A 13745-nucleotide genomic window follows, 5' to 3' on the forward strand; every position below is an offset into this window, starting at 1 on the left:
CTTTTTAAAGGCTCCTACTAGCACATAACAAAACCACTTCTAGTGGTTCAAGCGTAGCGTCCCAAACCTCCACCTCTGGTGGAGGTCATGACTTTAGGCAGCTTTGTGCTTGGCGACAACTGGCGGTGTTGCAGTCATCCAGCACTCCAGAGCCTGCATATAGCGGTTTGCGGCGTTTTCGAGCGCATCTGGCTGCAGTTTGTCTGCCGCATAGAGAAAGAATGGTTCGGCCCATTCCAGTCCACAACGATTGGCTGTTGCCCGCAAAGGGGCCATGAGTTCGCTCATCGGAAACATATTGCGCCTGCCGGGCGTATAGGCTTCGGGCACGTTACCCGCAGTCGCGGCGATCATGAGGGGCGTTCCTTCCAGCGCCCGCCCTTCCTGTTCATAGGTCACGTAAAACATGCGTGTCAGCACGGCGTCCTGCCAGGCTTTTAAAAGCGGTGGCGTTGAATACCACTGGACCGGAAATTGCAGCACGATGCGGTCTGCGGTCAGAAGGCGTTGCGCTTCACGCTCGCCGTCTCTGTAAAAGTCGATCCCGTCGGGATAGACAGCCTGCATATCGACAATGTTCACTCCCGGCAGTCGAGCGGCTGCGGCAGTCAGCGCGGCATTGGCTTTTGACCGCGACAGATCGGGATGAAAAAGCAAGATCAAAGTTCTGGACATCATGTGTTCCTTCCTGCACGTCCTGATGTTGGAAGGATGATGAAATCGAACATGAGATTATTCCAATTTATTATTGGTATATGTTATTATTGATCCTATGAATTTAAGGGCGCTCGATCTCAACCTGTTGGTCATTCTGGATGCGCTTCTCGATGAAGCGCATGTCAGCCGCGCGGCGGAGCGCCTGAACCTCACCCAGCCTGCCGTATCCAATGCTTTGCAGCGCTGCCGTGCCGTCTTCGGCGATGAGCTGCTCGAACGTGGGCGTGGCACGATGCGGCGTACGGCGCGCGCGGAAGCCTTGCGTGCACCATTGAAGACACTGCTCTCCAATGTCGTGGCGCTGGTTGACCCGCCGCAGGTTCCATTGGCTTCAATCAGCCAGACTATAAAAATCTGCACGGCTGATTATCCGGCTATTTTTGTTGTGAAGCCATTGTTGCAGGCCCTTGCCGCTGACGCACCGGGTATCGATATTGTGGTGCAACCCTGGCATGGTGCACCGGCAGCTAAAGAAGCGCTGGAGAGCGGCGCGAGCGATCTTGCTGTATCGGTGTTTCCGGATGCCGACGACGATCTCGAGCGCAAGCACGTGCTGGATGAGGAGTATCATGTCGTCATGCGATATGATCATCCGGCGGCGAGCGGGTTTGTGCTCGATCGTTGGCTGGCTTATCCGCATATATTGGTGTCGGGGCGCGGCGATATGAGCAGCCCGGCTGACAAGGTTCTCGCTGATAAGGGATTGAAGCGGCGCATCGGTCTTGTGGTGCCCAACTTCGGCATGGTGCCGGATTTGCTGAAAAGCACGGATATGATCGCCATGCTGCCGTCGCACTGTATTCCGGATGTGGATACGGACCTTGTTGCCTTTCCGCCGCCCATTCCGGTCAGCGGCTTTCCGCTGCATATTGCCTGGCACAAGCGTCGACAGGACGATCAGGGCCTTCAATATATCGTCGCACAACTCTGTGCGATTCTGACGGGTCGTTGAAGAAAGAACTCTGCCGAATGCAGAACATTCGACAGAGTTTAAGTTGCAGTCGTCTTGGGTGATGTCAGTCCTTGAAAGCGTTGTACTCGCTCATTTCCATGAGACGGTAGAAGTCGGCCAGCGTTTTGCCACGTTCGGCACGAAACCGGCGGCCAGCTTCGCTTGCCTCGACAATACGGTCGGTGCGGAAGGTGCGGAACGCGTTGCGCAGCTCGCACCAGCCGATCACGGTCCACACCTTGCCCCAGAACCACAGGCCGAGCGGGCGAATATCGCGCTCACTCTCGCGGGCTTCGAGATCACGGTAGCGGATATTAAGCACGCTGCTTTCGTCCACCGCGCGCTCAACAGCGTCAATGATGCGGCGCTCGTCGATACTGATTCTGGCAGTAGGGGCGTGGATTTGCGTGCCGGTGATGCGCGCGCGCTCTTCCTTGGGCAGCACGGCCTCGATCTTGACCAAAGCTTCTTCGGCGCCGCGCGCCATGGATACCCCGCCCCAGGCGCGGATGAGGCGCGCACCTGCTACCAGCGCAACGATTTCATCACGCGTGAACATCAGGGGCGGCAGCTCGAAACCCTGCCGCAATATATAGCCGACACCGGCCTCGCCATCGATCGGAACGCCGGTCGATTGCAGGTCGGATATGTCGCGATAGATGGTTCGTTCGGAGACTTCCAGCCGTTCGGCAAGCTGGCGCGCGGTGACAAGCCTGCCACCGCGCAGGTGCTGAACGATCTGGAAAAGACGGTCTGCTCTGCGCATTCCGGGTTTACTCTCCGTTGCAATATGTTGTCTTGCGCTGTTCCAGATAACGATCCGGCCAGCCCAAATCCTTGCGCAGATCTTTCGGCAAACCGTCCAGTGCGCGCTGGGTGCGGACAAAACGGCGGCGCTCATCATGCCTGCGCCGGTATTCCCTCAAGATTGCGATCAGCGGTGCGATTGCGAGTGCCATAGTTCATCTCCCTCATCCTTAGGGAAACACTATCGCACACCCCTCCTGACAGCTTTCTGTCAGGAGCAAAGCGATATTATTATGTCGCTAATATATAGGTATCGGTACGAGTGCATCGCAAGGACTTACGGTTTGAAACGTGGTTCGGCCATATAGCTGAGCGGCAGACGTCCGCCATCGGCATAGATCGTCTGGCCGGTGATATAACTGGCGTCCCGCGATGCGAGAAACGAGGCGATGGATGCAATTTCCGCCGGTTCTCCGATTCGGCCAAGCGGCGTGCGTGACAGGATCGTTTTGCGCGCCTCGGCGTCCGTGTTCACTGCTGACAGCATGTCGGTCTGGATGGAACCGGGCCCGATGGCGTTGACGCGGATGCCCCATTTCGCGAGCGCTATGGCCATGGTGCGTGTCAGCTGGCTCAGCCCGCCCTTGGAGACAGAATAGGCAAGCTGTTCCGGCAGTCCGAAAATGGCGTTGATCGACGACATGTTGATGATCGTGCCTGCTTCGCCACCAGCTTCCACGCGGGCGACCATGCGTTTAGCCACAGCCTGACCGCACAGGAATGCGCCCTTCAGATTGACGCGCATGACCCGGTCGAAATCCTCCTCCTTGAGGTCGAGGAAATCCGCCTTGTGCACGATCCCGGCATTGTTGACGAGAATATCGATCTCGCCGAGATTGGTGACGGTAAAGGTCATCAGATTATGGATATCGAGCTTGTCGCCGACATCCGCCGCCATGGCGCGCACATCGCCGAATTGTTCGAGGTCTTTGACCGCCTGCAAGGTTGCGGTGGTGTCTATATCCGAAAGAACGACGCTGGCGCCGTCCATGAGGAAGCGTTTTGCGATGGCATAGCCAATTCCGCGGGCAGCACCGGTGACGATGGCTACCTTGCCTTCAAGCTGCATGGTCTGTTCTCCGTTTCGCGCGGAGAGTGGACCGGCGAAAACCGCCGGTCAATAGTCTGGGCTGATGCCGCTACCGGGCTCAGGCGAAGGCCATGCCAATGTGGCGCTCGCGCAGAATCGTGCTGATTTCATCGAGAACCGCCGGGTCTTCGATGGTGGCAGGCATTTTCCACGTCTCGCCATCGGCGATCTTCTGGATGGTGGAGCGCAGGATCTTGCCGGAGCGGGTCTTGGGCAGACGTTTGACGGTCAAGGCCAGCCGGAAGGCCGCGACCGGCCCGATGGCATCGCGAACCATGGCAACGCATTCCTTTTCGACCTCGCGCGTATCGCGGTCGATATTGGATTTCAACACCAGAAAGCCGCAAGGCGCCTGACCCTTGACCGGATCGGAAATGCCGAGCACCGCGCATTCCGCCACATCGGGATGGCTGGAAAGAACCTCTTCCATCGCGCCAGTGGACAGGCGATGGCCCGCGACATTGATGATATCGTCGGTCCTGCTCATGATGTAAAGATAGCCGTCACTATCCATATATCCGGCATCGGCGGTTTTGTAATAGCCGGGGAACTCTGCGAGATAGGCTTTCCTAAAGCGCTCATCGGCATTCCACAGCGTCGGCAGGCAGCCGGGCGGCAGCGGCAGCTTGATCAGGATATTGCCGAGCTGGCCGCGTTCGACCTCATGGCCTTCATCGTCCAGCACGCGGATATCGTAGCCCGGAAGGCAGACCGCCGGCGATCCATATTTCGTTTCCAGAAGGCCGAGACCGAGCGGATTGGCGACCATCGGCCAGCCGCTTTCGGTCTGCCACCAATGATCGATCACCGGGCGTCCGATCAGGTTTTCCGCCCAATGGATGGTGTCCGGATCGGCGCGTTCACCGGCCAGAAACAGCGCACGGAATTGCGACAGGTCATATTTGCGGACGAAATTCCCGTCAGCATCTTCCTTCTTGATGGCGCGCAGGGCTGTTGGCGCGGTGAACATCACCTCCACACCATGCTCTGCAATGATGCGCCAATAGGTGCCAGCATCGGGTGTTCCGATGGGCTTGCCTTCAAACAGGATCGTCGTGGCTCCGGCCAGCAGCGGCGCATAGACGATATAGGAGTGACCGACCACCCAGCCGACATCCGAGGCTGCCCAGAAAACCTGTCCCGGTTCCACGCCGAAGACGTGCTTGAGCGACCAGGCCAGCGCCACCATGTGTCCGCCATTGTCGCGCACCACGCCCTTCGGCTCGCCAGTGGTGCCGGATGTATAGAGCACGTAGAGAGGATCGGTCGCGGCGACAGGCGTGCAAGGCACATGTCGGCCGCGTGCTGCGTCGACGGCGGTTTTATAATCAATGTCGCGCCCGTCCACGGGGGCATGAGGATATTGTTCGCGCTGCAAGATGATGCAATGGCCGACCTTGTGATGGGCGGTTGCGATGGCTTTGTCGAGCATGTCCTGATAGGGCACGACACGCGTCGGCTCGATGCCGCAGGAACCGGCGATAATCATCACCGGCTTGGCATCGTCAATGCGCGTTGCAAGTTCATTGGCAGCAAAACCGCCAAAGACGACGGAATGCACCGCGCCAATTCGTGCCGATGCGAGCATGGCGACGGCAGCTTCGGGCACCATCGGCATATAGATCAGGATGCGGTCACCCTTCTTCACGCCGTTGTCGAGCATGACGGCGGAGAGCGCCTCCACTTCCTCGAGCAATTCGCTATAGCTGAACTTGCGCACCTTGCCCGTGACGGGGCTTTCATAGATCAGCGCCAGTTGATCACCGCGTCCATTGGCGACATGACGGTCAAGCGCATTGTAGCAGGTGTTGCATTCCGCGCCGGTGAACCATCGGCCATAGACGCCTTCGTCACCTGCAAAAACCTGATCCCATGGCTTGAACCAGTCGATCACCTCTGCGGCTTCCGCCCAGAAACGCTCAGGACTGGCCTGCCAGGCGGCATAGGTTTCGGCATATTTCGAAGTCATGCTGTTCCTCCCAGAAACACGTACCACGCAGCGCCCGCATAACGGGCGTTTCATGATACGATTTTTCATCAGATGTCAGCGCGCGAGCGGCCTCCTCAGACCGATATCCTCCCGGATTTCTCAGTGCGCTTTCATCTCCTCCATCCTCAATTTACGCCGAGCCATAAAGTTTCGTCCATGGGACTTAAGATGAAGATCGAAACATAAAGCGGCGGCATTTTGAGGGCGCTCTAATTGTTTGTTTTTACGCGCATCTTAACTGGATCGCCGGTTCGCGTTTTTCGAGACGAGCATCAGCAAGAGTGCTTGCAGCTTGCAAGCACCTGCGTCACAAGGAGGGGAGAGGTGTCGCCCGTGACCAAAGTACTGCCTGTGCTGCTTGTCCTGCTGATGGGACTGCACATCATCAAACCGCTCGGCTTGCCGGGATTGAAGCGCCGTGGCGATTTTTGGAAAATTGCCGTCATCGCCTTGTTCGTCATGTCGCTGGCGGTCGGTTTTCATTTCCGCGAATCATAGAAAAGCCCGGTTGAAACCGGGCTTTCTTCATGTCTCTGGCTCTGAAATGGATCAGGCAGCCTTTTCGAGTTCTTTTTTCCAGCCGCCGGTTGCGGCAAGGCTGTTCATACGGGCGCGGTGGGTGAAGGCGCGCTGACCGGCAGCGACATTTTCCGGCTTGCCGCCCCATGCTTCAAGGGCTGCCGCCTGCAAGGCGCGTCCATAAGAGAAGGTCATTTTCCACGGCATGTCATAAGCGGCATTCATGGCTGAGAGATGCGCGGTGGCTTCTTCGCCCGTCTGTCCGCCCGACAGGAAGGCGATGCCCGGAACTGCGGCAGGGACGGTGTTCAGGAAACAGCGCACTGTCTTTTCCGCAACCTCTTCAACCGAAGCCTTCCGCGCATTCTTGCCGTCGATGATCATGTTCGGCTTGAGGATCATGCCTTCGAGCTTGACGCGGGCGTCATAAAGCTCGGCGAAGACGGTTTTCAAAACCAGTTCTGTCACTTCATAGCAGCGGTCGATGTTGTGATCGCCCGGCTGGCCGTCCATCAGAACTTCCGGCTCGACGATCGGCACAATGCCAGCCTCCTGGCAAAGCGCTGCATAGCGCGCCAGCGCCTGTGCATTCTGCCTGACCGCACCCCGTGTCGGCAGAGTGTCGGAGATTGAGATAACGCCGCGCCATTTGGCAAAGCGCGCGCCGAAGCCGTAATATTCGTTCAAACGTTCGCGCAGGCCGTCTAGACCTTCGGTGATGGTTTCACCCGGGAAACCGGCAAGCGCCTTAGCGCCAGCATCGACCTTGATGCCCGGAATCGAACCCGCATTGCGAATGACATCGGTGAGCGGTGTGCCGTCCTTGGCCTTCTGGCGGATGGTTTCATCGTAAAGGATGACGCCGGAAATGTAGTTCTTCATCGCATCGTCGGCGCGAAACAGCATCTCGCGATAGTCGCGGCGTGTGTCTTCGGAGGATGCCAGATTGATAGAATCGAAGCGCTTCTTGATGGTTCCGGAGCTTTCATCAGCGGCCAGAAGGCCTTTTCCGGAGGCGACCAAGGCAATCGCAATATCTTCGAGACGTTCGGTCATTCATACAGCTCCTCTTCAGGCCAAGCCGACCGGATAGAGCGTCCGTCGGCGTTGGAAATTGATGGCTCATCGGCGATAGCAGAAGTGTTCGGCAAAAAATATGGCGGCGCAACTGCTTGAAACGATTGAAATTTTTTCAAACGATTTAGATCGGACAAGTTTTCTTTCCGTCTGTCGGAAGATGCCTGCTCAAGCTTTTTTCCATGAGGGCTTTCATCTTGGCGACAAAACCCCATGTAACAATGACCTGCCATTCTCATCGTCAAAGCCTCCGAGGAGAAGACATGCGCCCGGCTCATCTTAGCCTGTTATTTGCTCTCGCCGCATCGGTGGCATCTGTTCCGATCCATTCCGCCTGGTCCGCCAGTATCAATGCGGGCGACCGCAAGGCTGAGGCCGAGCTGCCCTTTACCGTGACAAGCGTTGCGGAGTTCAGCACGCCTTGGGCAATCGCCTTCCTGCCCGATGGCCGTCTGGTTGTGACCGAAAAGCCTGGCAAGATGTTCATCGCCACTGAGGCGGGGAAAAAGACCGAAATATCCGGCGTGCCCGAGGTCGCCTTTGGCGGACAGAACGGTTTGCTCGATGTGGAGCCAGCGCCTGATTTCGCGAAGAGCAAGGCGCTCTATTTTACCTATAACGAGCCCGCAGACGGCGGGAGCAGTGTCGTGCTGGCAGAGGCCAAACTGGCGGAGAGCGACGGCAAGGCCGTACTTGAAGACGTGACGACGCTGTGGAAGCAGGATTTGGTTGCCAAGGGCGGCCAACCGGGCGGAAAGATCGCCTTTGCGCCCGATGGCAAGCACTTGTTCCTTTCGGTCGGTGAACGCATGCAGCCTGCTACGGCACAGGATGACAAAGCTCCAATGGGCAAGATCCTGCGCATGAATCTGGACGGGTCCGTGCCGCAAGACAATCCGCATGCGGATGAAGGCGGCATTCGTGGCCTGACCTGGACCACCGGCCACCGCAATCCTTATGGGCTGGCCTTTGCGCCGGATGGCAAGCTCTGGGAAAACGAGATGGGTCCGAGAGGCGGCGACGAGTTCAATCTGATCAAGCCCGGTCTCAATTATGGCTGGCCGCTGGTTTCCAACGGCGACAATTACAGCGGCAGGCCGATTCCGCGTCACAGTACCCGCCCGGAATTCGAAGCGCCATTGCTCTACTGGACGCCGGTGATTTCACCGGGCGGTCTGGTCTTCTACAAGGGCGATATGTTCAAGTCCTGGGACGGTTCGGCGCTAATCGCCGGTCTTTCCTCCATGGCGCTGGTGCGGGTCACATTCGACAACAAAGGCCAGCCTGATGAGGCGCAGCGCTTCGATATGGGCAATCGTATTCGCGATGTGACGGTGGGCCCAGACGGTGCGATCTGGCTGATCGAAGATGACGACCCGGGACGCCTTCTGAAACTGACACCGAAATCTTGAGATTAAAAAAGGCCTCGTTTCCGGGGCCTTTTCATTTGCTCATACGCATTTTCCCGCGCGAAACCACTTCGCACTTTTGCTGGAAATGCTTTATTTCTTGAGTACGTCGACACCCGGAAGCGGCTTGCCTTCCATCCATTCGAGGAAAGCACCGCCTGCTGTCGAGATATAGGTGAAGTCGTCGGCCACACCGGCATGGTTCAGCGCCGCGACCGTATCACCGCCGCCGCCGACCGAAACAAGCTTGCCTGCCTTGGTGCGGGCCGCGACATGCTTTGCAGTCTTGACGGTTGCGGTATCGAACGGGCGCAGCTCAAATGCGCCGAGCGGGCCGTTCCAGACCAGCGTTGCGGCATCGTCAATGGCCGAAGCAATCAGATCGGTCGACAATGCGCCTGCATCGAGGATCATGCCGTCGCTTGGCACGGCATCGACACCATAGGTCTTGTTTGGCGTGTCGGCGGCAAAGTGCCAACCCACAACCGCATCGACCGGCAGGATGATGGCGCATTTTGTTGTTTCGGCCTTGGCCATGATTTCACGCGCGGTATGGGCGAGATCATGTTCGCAGAGCGATTTGCCGACATCGTGGCCCTGAGCCGCGAGGAAGGTATTGGCCATGCCGCCGCCGATCACCAGTGCATCGACTTTCTCGACGAGGTTCGACAGGAGGTCGAGCTTGGTTGAAACCTTCGCGCCGCCGACAATAGCGACAACCGGGCGGGCCGGATTGCCGAGGCCTTTTTCCAGTGCTTCCAGTTCAGCCTGCATGGCGCGACCGGCAAAAGCGGGCAGGACATGGGCCAGACCTTCGGTCGAAGCATGGGCGCGGTGGGCAGCCGAGAAGGCGTCATTGACGTAGAGATCGCTATTGGCAGCCAGCGCCTTGACGAATTCGGGATCGTTCTTTTCTTCACCCTTGTGGAAACGGGTGTTTTCCAACAGCAGAACGTCGCCGTCCTTCAACGCATCGACAGCGGCCTTGGCCTTTTCGCCGATGCTGTCTTCCGCAAAATGGACGCCATGACCAAGCACCTTTGCGAGCGGCTTCACAACATGCTTCAGCGAATTTTCGTCGGAAGCAACGCCTTTCGGACGACCGAAATGGGCGAGCAGAATGACCTTTGCGCCCTTCTTCGACAGTTCGGCAATCGTTGGAACGATGCGCTCGATGCGGGTGAGGTCGGTCACCTGTCCGTCAGCCATCGGCACATTGAGGTCAACGCGGACCAGAACGCGTTTGGATTTGACGTCGGCGTCGTCGAGAGTGCGGAAACCCATAAGTTTTCTCCCTGGCTTGTTCCGGCGCTTCGCAAAGCTTCTATCGGTCGGATAGCGTGGCTTAAACGGGCAATCGCTGGAAAAGGGTTGGATAATCGGTGACAAGCCCGTCTTCATCGACGGGAAGATCGGCGGTGAAAGTGCGGTCCGCCGCCGCGTAACGATAGAGTCTGCCTTCTTCCAGACAGCTATAACGCTGCCTGTCGCGCAGCGGCTGAAAACTGTCGAACGGCACATAAAGCATGTCGAGCTGAACGATGCCGCTTTCCGGTGTCAGGCCAAGCCTGCGTATTGGCAGTGAGTTGGTGAAGGGCGTTCCTGCCAGATCGATATCGATACAACCATCGAATTCCGGCAGAGAATTGCCGTTCATCGTCTGCCAATGGCCTTCGCCATCGGAGGAAAGTTCCAACTTCTGGCCGGATGCTGTCTCGATAAGGAAATGAAGAACGCGCCAGGTGCTGTCGCAGTCGATGCTGTAGCGGACGCCGTAAGCATCGCCGCCGCGATTGCCGATCACCACGCTTTCGGCGTGAATATTGCGGCCCGAGGGCGCAAGATTCAAATGTTCGAGCCCTTCTCCTTCCAGCGGACGCCAGCGGGCGACAGTGGGGAGAAGGGCGCGAAACATAGTCAGGCCACGAGGCTTAGATCAGCTTGCCGAGAGCGACGGCAGTGTCGCCCATACGGTTGGAGAAGCCCCATTCATTGTCGTACCACGACAGGATACGAACCATGGTGCCGTCCATGACCTTGGTCTGGTCCATGTGGAAGACCGAGGAATGCGGATCGTGGTTGAAGTCGTGCGAAACCAGCGGCTCGTCCGTGTAGCCGAGGATGCCCTTGAGGCGGCCATTGGCAGCGGCGCGGATCGCGTCGTTGATTTCCTGCACGGTGGTCGAACGCTTGGCGATGAAGGTCAGGTCAACGACCGAAACATTCGGGGTCGGTACGCGGATGGCGACGCCGTCCAGCTTACCCTTCAGTTCCGGCAGAACGAGACCAACAGCCTTGGCTGCACCGGTCGAGGTCGGGATCATGGACAAAGCAGCCGCGCGGGCGCGGTAGAGATCCTTGTGCATGGTGTCCAGCGTTGGCTGGTCGCCAGTGTAGGAGTGGATCGTGGTCATGAAGCCTTTTTCGATGCCGATGGCATCGTTGAGAACCTGTGCCACCGGTGCAAGGCAGTTGGTGGTGCAGGAGGCGTTGGAGATGACCAGATGGTCCTTGGTGAGCTTGTCGTGGTTGACGCCAAAAACGACCGTCAGGTCGGCGCCGTCGGCAGGGGCCGAAACGATGACGCGCTTTGCGCCAGCTTCGAGATGCATTGCCGCCTTGTCACGTGCGGTGAAGATGCCGGTGCATTCGAGCGCGATGTCGACACCTTCTTCCTTCCACGGCAGTTCGGTCGGGTTGCGAACGGCGTGCACCTTGATCGGACCATAACCGACGTCGATGGTGTCGCCTGCGACCGTTACTTGCCTGGGGAAACGGCCATGGACGCTGTCATAGCGCAGAAGATGCGCATTGGTTTCAACCGGGCCGAGATCGTTGATCGCGACGACCTGAATGTCGGTGCGGCCCGATTCCACGATGGCGCGGAGAACATTGCGGCCAATGCGGCCAAAACCATTGATTGCGACGCGGACTGCCATTTTCTGTAAATCTCCCGATAGGATACTGCACCTGCAGTGCTTCATAATTCAGCCGGTGAGGGACTCCCGGCCCGAAAACTAGAGACTGGAAACTTAAACGCCGGCGTTTTTTAGACGCCGGCGTTTAAAAATCATGCTGCGGCGTTAAGCTTCTTTTCCGCGGCTTCAGCGGCGTGTTCCGCCGTAATGCCGAAATGCTTGTAGAGATCGTTGATCTCGCCCGAAGCGCCGAAGCCCTTCATGCCGATAAATACGCCGTTTTCACCGATGAAGCGTTCCCAGCCGAGCGAGATTGCCGCTTCGATGGCAAGCTTGACTGGCGCATTGCCGATGGTTGCCTGCTTGTAGGCGTCGCTCTGGCCTTCGAACAGTTCGAAGCACGGTACCGAGACAACGCGCGTGGCAATGCCCTTGCCTTCGAGAAGGTCGCGGGCCTTGAGTGCGATTTCCACTTCCGAGCCGGTGGCGAAGATCGTCACCTTGGCGTCGTCGCTGGCGGTCGCCAGTTCGTAAGCGCCATAAGCGGAGAGGTTTTCTTCGCGATGCTCGGTGCGAACGACCGGCAGGTTCTGACGGGTCAGAGCCAGCGTGGATGGGGTCTTGGTCGAATGCAGGGCAATCTGCCAGCATTCCGCCGTTTCCACAGCGTCAGCCGGACGGAAGACATTGTGGTTCGGAATGGCGCGCAGTGCAGCCAGATGTTCAACCGGCTGGTGGGTCGGGCCATCTTCACCCAGACCGATGGAATCATGCGTCATGACATAGATGACGCGGATGCCCATCAGCGAGGACAGACGCATTGCCGGACGTGCATAATCCGAGAAGGTCAGGAAGGTGCCGGAATAAGGGATCAGGCCGCCATGCAGCGTGATACCGTTCATGGCAGCCGACATGCCGAGTTCGCGGATGCCGTAATGAACATAACGGCCGCCGTAATTTTCCGGCGTGACAGCCTTGGTCTGGCTCGTCTTCGTGTTGTTCGAACCGGTCAGATCGGCAGAGCCACCGATGGTTTCCGGTACGATGCCGTTGATGACTTCCAGCGCCATTTCCGAAGACTTGCGGGTGGCGACCTTCGGCTTTTCAGCGGAAAGCTTCTTCTTGTATTCGACGATGGCTGCATCGAAACCGGCAGGCAGATCGCCACGCATGCGGCGTTCGAATTCCGCACGGGTTTCCGGATCGGCAGCGGCAAAGCGCTTTTCCCATTCCTGACGCTTCTTGGCGGCGTTGAGGCCAGCCACGCGCCATCCGTCCAGAACTTCAGCCGGAACGACGAAAGGTTCTGCCGACCAGCCAAGCGACTTGCGGGTGGCTGCGATTTCTTCAGCGCCGAGTGGCGAACCATGCACCTTGTTGGTGCCTGCCTTGTTCGGTGCGCCGAAGCCGATGGTCGTCTTGCAGGCGATCAGGGTCGGCTTGTCGGAAACCTTGGCCAGTTCGATAGCCTTGGCAATGGCGTCCTGATCGTGACCGTCAACGGCCAGCGTGTTCCAGCCGGAAGCGGCGAAACGGGCAGGCTGGTTGGTGTTGTCAGCCATCGAGATCGGGCCGTCGATGGAAATGTTGTTGTCGTCCCAGAAGACGATCAGCTTGCTGAGCTTCAGGTGACCGGCAAGCGCAATGGCTTCCTGGCTGATGCCTTCCATGAGGCAGCCGTCGCCGACAAGCGTATAGGTGTAGTGGTTGACGAGGCTGTCGCCGAACTGTGCGTTCAGGATGCGTTCGGAGAGCGCCATGCCGACGGCATTGGCAATGCCCTGGCCGAGCGGGCCGGTCGTCGTTTCGATGCCGGCTGCATGGCCGTATTCCGGGTGACCGGCGGTACGTGCGCCGAGCTGGCGGAAATTCTTGATTTCATCGATGGTGATGTCTTCGTAGCCCGAAAGATAGAGCAGCGAATAAAGCAGCATCGAGCCGTGACCGGCAGATAGCACGAAACGGTCGCGATCCGGCCAATGCGGATTCTGCGGGTCGTGCGAAAGGAAGCGGGTGTAAAGCGTCGTCGCTATGTCAGCTGCGCCCATCGGCAGGCCGGGGTGGCCGGAATTGGCTTTCTCAACTGCATCCATCGAGAGGAAGCGGATAGCGTTGGCCAACTGGTTCTGTTTGTCGGAATTGCTCATGGTCTCAGCCGTCTTTCCATGGGAGGGTTTAACGGGGTTGCGGCGATGCCTTTTGGCTGAGCACGAATGGCGCCGAAAACCGTCCTCCGTTTTTCGGGTCCGTACTCCAGAAGGCACCG

At 58.2% G+C, this 13745-nt stretch carries 14 protein-coding genes; 3 read left to right on the forward strand and 11 right to left on the reverse strand.

Annotation, left to right across the window (positions count from 1 at the left end):
* Positions 1-93: 93 nt before the first annotated feature.
* Positions 94-678, reverse strand: coding sequence for an NAD(P)H-dependent oxidoreductase (locus tag QBD01_RS23275; protein ID WP_280994732.1), 585 nt, complete (start codon positions 676-678; stop codon positions 94-96).
* 94 nt (positions 679-772) lie between these two features.
* Between QBD01_RS23275 and QBD01_RS23280 the strand changes: the two genes are divergently transcribed.
* A complete protein-coding gene (locus QBD01_RS23280; RefSeq protein ID WP_280994733.1) occupies positions 773-1669 on the forward strand; it encodes a LysR substrate-binding domain-containing protein in 897 nt (298 codons plus the stop codon).
* 64 nt (positions 1670-1733) lie between these two features.
* On the opposite strand, the gene QBD01_RS23285 is transcribed toward QBD01_RS23280, so the two are convergent.
* The 4 genes from QBD01_RS23285 to QBD01_RS23300 all read right to left on the reverse strand — a co-directional run bounded on the left by QBD01_RS23285 (position 1734) and on the right by QBD01_RS23300 (position 5535).
* Positions 1734-2435 (reverse strand): YafY family protein, encoded by a 702-nt coding sequence (locus tag QBD01_RS23285; RefSeq protein ID WP_078339507.1) that lies wholly within the window; start codon positions 2433-2435, stop codon positions 1734-1736.
* 7 nt (positions 2436-2442) lie between these two features.
* Entirely contained in the window at positions 2443-2628 is a 186-nt protein-coding gene (locus QBD01_RS23290) for a hypothetical protein (RefSeq protein ID WP_280994734.1), read from the reverse strand.
* Positions 2629-2753: 125 nt separating this feature from the next.
* The gene (locus tag QBD01_RS23295) at positions 2754-3545 is read right to left on the reverse strand and encodes an SDR family NAD(P)-dependent oxidoreductase (RefSeq protein WP_151590135.1); all 792 of its coding nucleotides are present in this window, start codon (positions 3543-3545) and stop codon (positions 2754-2756) included.
* A gap of 79 nt (positions 3546-3624) precedes the next feature.
* On the reverse strand, positions 3625-5535 hold the full coding sequence (locus QBD01_RS23300; RefSeq protein WP_280994735.1) for a propionyl-CoA synthetase: 1911 nt from the start codon (positions 5533-5535) through the stop codon (positions 3625-3627).
* A gap of 354 nt (positions 5536-5889) precedes the next feature.
* Between QBD01_RS23300 and QBD01_RS23305 the strand changes: the two genes are divergently transcribed.
* On the forward strand, positions 5890-6054 hold the full coding sequence (locus QBD01_RS23305) for a hypothetical protein (protein ID WP_182521688.1): 165 nt from the start codon (positions 5890-5892) through the stop codon (positions 6052-6054).
* A gap of 51 nt (positions 6055-6105) precedes the next feature.
* On the opposite strand, the gene QBD01_RS23310 is transcribed toward QBD01_RS23305, so the two are convergent.
* Both QBD01_RS23310 and QBD01_RS23315 read right to left on the reverse strand, forming a co-directional pair.
* On the reverse strand, positions 6106-7131 hold the full coding sequence (locus QBD01_RS23310) for a class I fructose-bisphosphate aldolase (protein ID WP_280994736.1): 1026 nt from the start codon (positions 7129-7131) through the stop codon (positions 6106-6108).
* The gene (locus QBD01_RS23315) at positions 7128-7391 is read right to left on the reverse strand and encodes a hypothetical protein (RefSeq protein ID WP_280994737.1); all 264 of its coding nucleotides are present in this window, start codon (positions 7389-7391) and stop codon (positions 7128-7130) included. The genes QBD01_RS23310 and QBD01_RS23315 overlap by 4 nt, the downstream gene beginning before the upstream one ends.
* A 24-nt stretch (positions 7392-7415) precedes the next feature.
* On the opposite strand from QBD01_RS23315, the gene QBD01_RS23320 reads away from it, so the two are divergent.
* Entirely contained in the window at positions 7416-8564 is a 1149-nt protein-coding gene (locus QBD01_RS23320) for a PQQ-dependent sugar dehydrogenase (RefSeq protein ID WP_280994738.1), read from the forward strand.
* A 90-nt stretch (positions 8565-8654) separates the two neighbouring features.
* Here QBD01_RS23320 and QBD01_RS23325 read toward each other — a convergent pair whose 3' ends face one another.
* The 4 genes from QBD01_RS23325 to tkt form a co-directional block, all read right to left on the reverse strand.
* Positions 8655-9845, reverse strand: a complete 1191-nt coding sequence (locus tag QBD01_RS23325) for a phosphoglycerate kinase (RefSeq protein ID WP_280994739.1) — start codon at positions 9843-9845, stop codon at positions 8655-8657.
* Between the two features lie 61 nt (positions 9846-9906).
* Entirely contained in the window at positions 9907-10476 is a 570-nt protein-coding gene (locus QBD01_RS23330; RefSeq protein WP_280994740.1) for a putative glycolipid-binding domain-containing protein, read from the reverse strand.
* A 16-nt stretch (positions 10477-10492) separates the two neighbouring features.
* On the reverse strand, positions 10493-11500 hold the full coding sequence (gap, locus tag QBD01_RS23335; RefSeq protein WP_280994741.1) for a type I glyceraldehyde-3-phosphate dehydrogenase: 1008 nt from the start codon (positions 11498-11500) through the stop codon (positions 10493-10495).
* A 131-nt stretch (positions 11501-11631) separates the two neighbouring features.
* Entirely contained in the window at positions 11632-13626 is a 1995-nt protein-coding gene (gene tkt, locus QBD01_RS23340; RefSeq protein WP_280994742.1) for a transketolase, read from the reverse strand.
* Between the last annotated feature and the right edge of the window lie 119 nt (positions 13627-13745).

This window comes from Ochrobactrum sp. 19YEA23 (assembly GCF_029909865.1).
In the GTDB taxonomy this organism is placed as follows: Bacteria; Pseudomonadota; Alphaproteobacteria; order Rhizobiales; family Rhizobiaceae; genus Brucella; species Brucella gambitense.

What these genes read in the sequence shown, in the direction of transcription:
- QBD01_RS23275 (WP_280994732.1), bottom strand. Translation starts at nt 678, where the DNA reads ATGATGTCCAGAACTTTGATCTTGCTTTTTCATCCCGATCTGTCGCGG.
- QBD01_RS23280 (WP_280994733.1), top strand. Translation starts at nt 773, where the DNA reads ATGAATTTAAGGGCGCTCGATCTCAACCTGTTGGTCATTCTGGATGCG.
- QBD01_RS23285 (WP_078339507.1), bottom strand. Translation starts at nt 2,435, where the DNA reads ATGCGCAGAGCAGACCGTCTTTTCCAGATCGTTCAGCACCTGCGCGGT.
- QBD01_RS23290 (WP_280994734.1), bottom strand. Translation starts at nt 2,628, where the DNA reads ATGGCACTCGCAATCGCACCGCTGATCGCAATCTTGAGGGAATACCGG.
- QBD01_RS23295 (WP_151590135.1), bottom strand. Translation starts at nt 3,545, where the DNA reads ATGCAGCTTGAAGGCAAGGTAGCCATCGTCACCGGTGCTGCCCGCGGA.
- QBD01_RS23300 (WP_280994735.1), bottom strand. Translation starts at nt 5,535, where the DNA reads ATGACTTCGAAATATGCCGAAACCTATGCCGCCTGGCAGGCCAGTCCT.
- QBD01_RS23310 (WP_280994736.1), bottom strand. Translation starts at nt 7,131, where the DNA reads ATGACCGAACGTCTCGAAGATATTGCGATTGCCTTGGTCGCCTCCGGA.
- QBD01_RS23315 (WP_280994737.1), bottom strand. Translation starts at nt 7,391, where the DNA reads ATGAGAATGGCAGGTCATTGTTACATGGGGTTTTGTCGCCAAGATGAA.
- QBD01_RS23320 (WP_280994738.1), top strand. Translation starts at nt 7,416, where the DNA reads ATGCGCCCGGCTCATCTTAGCCTGTTATTTGCTCTCGCCGCATCGGTG.
- QBD01_RS23325 (WP_280994739.1), bottom strand. Translation starts at nt 9,845, where the DNA reads ATGGGTTTCCGCACTCTCGACGACGCCGACGTCAAATCCAAACGCGTT.
- QBD01_RS23330 (WP_280994740.1), bottom strand. Translation starts at nt 10,476, where the DNA reads ATGTTTCGCGCCCTTCTCCCCACTGTCGCCCGCTGGCGTCCGCTGGAA.
- gap (WP_280994741.1), bottom strand. Translation starts at nt 11,500, where the DNA reads ATGGCAGTCCGCGTCGCAATCAATGGTTTTGGCCGCATTGGCCGCAAT.
- tkt (WP_280994742.1), bottom strand. Translation starts at nt 13,626, where the DNA reads ATGAGCAATTCCGACAAACAGAACCAGTTGGCCAACGCTATCCGCTTC.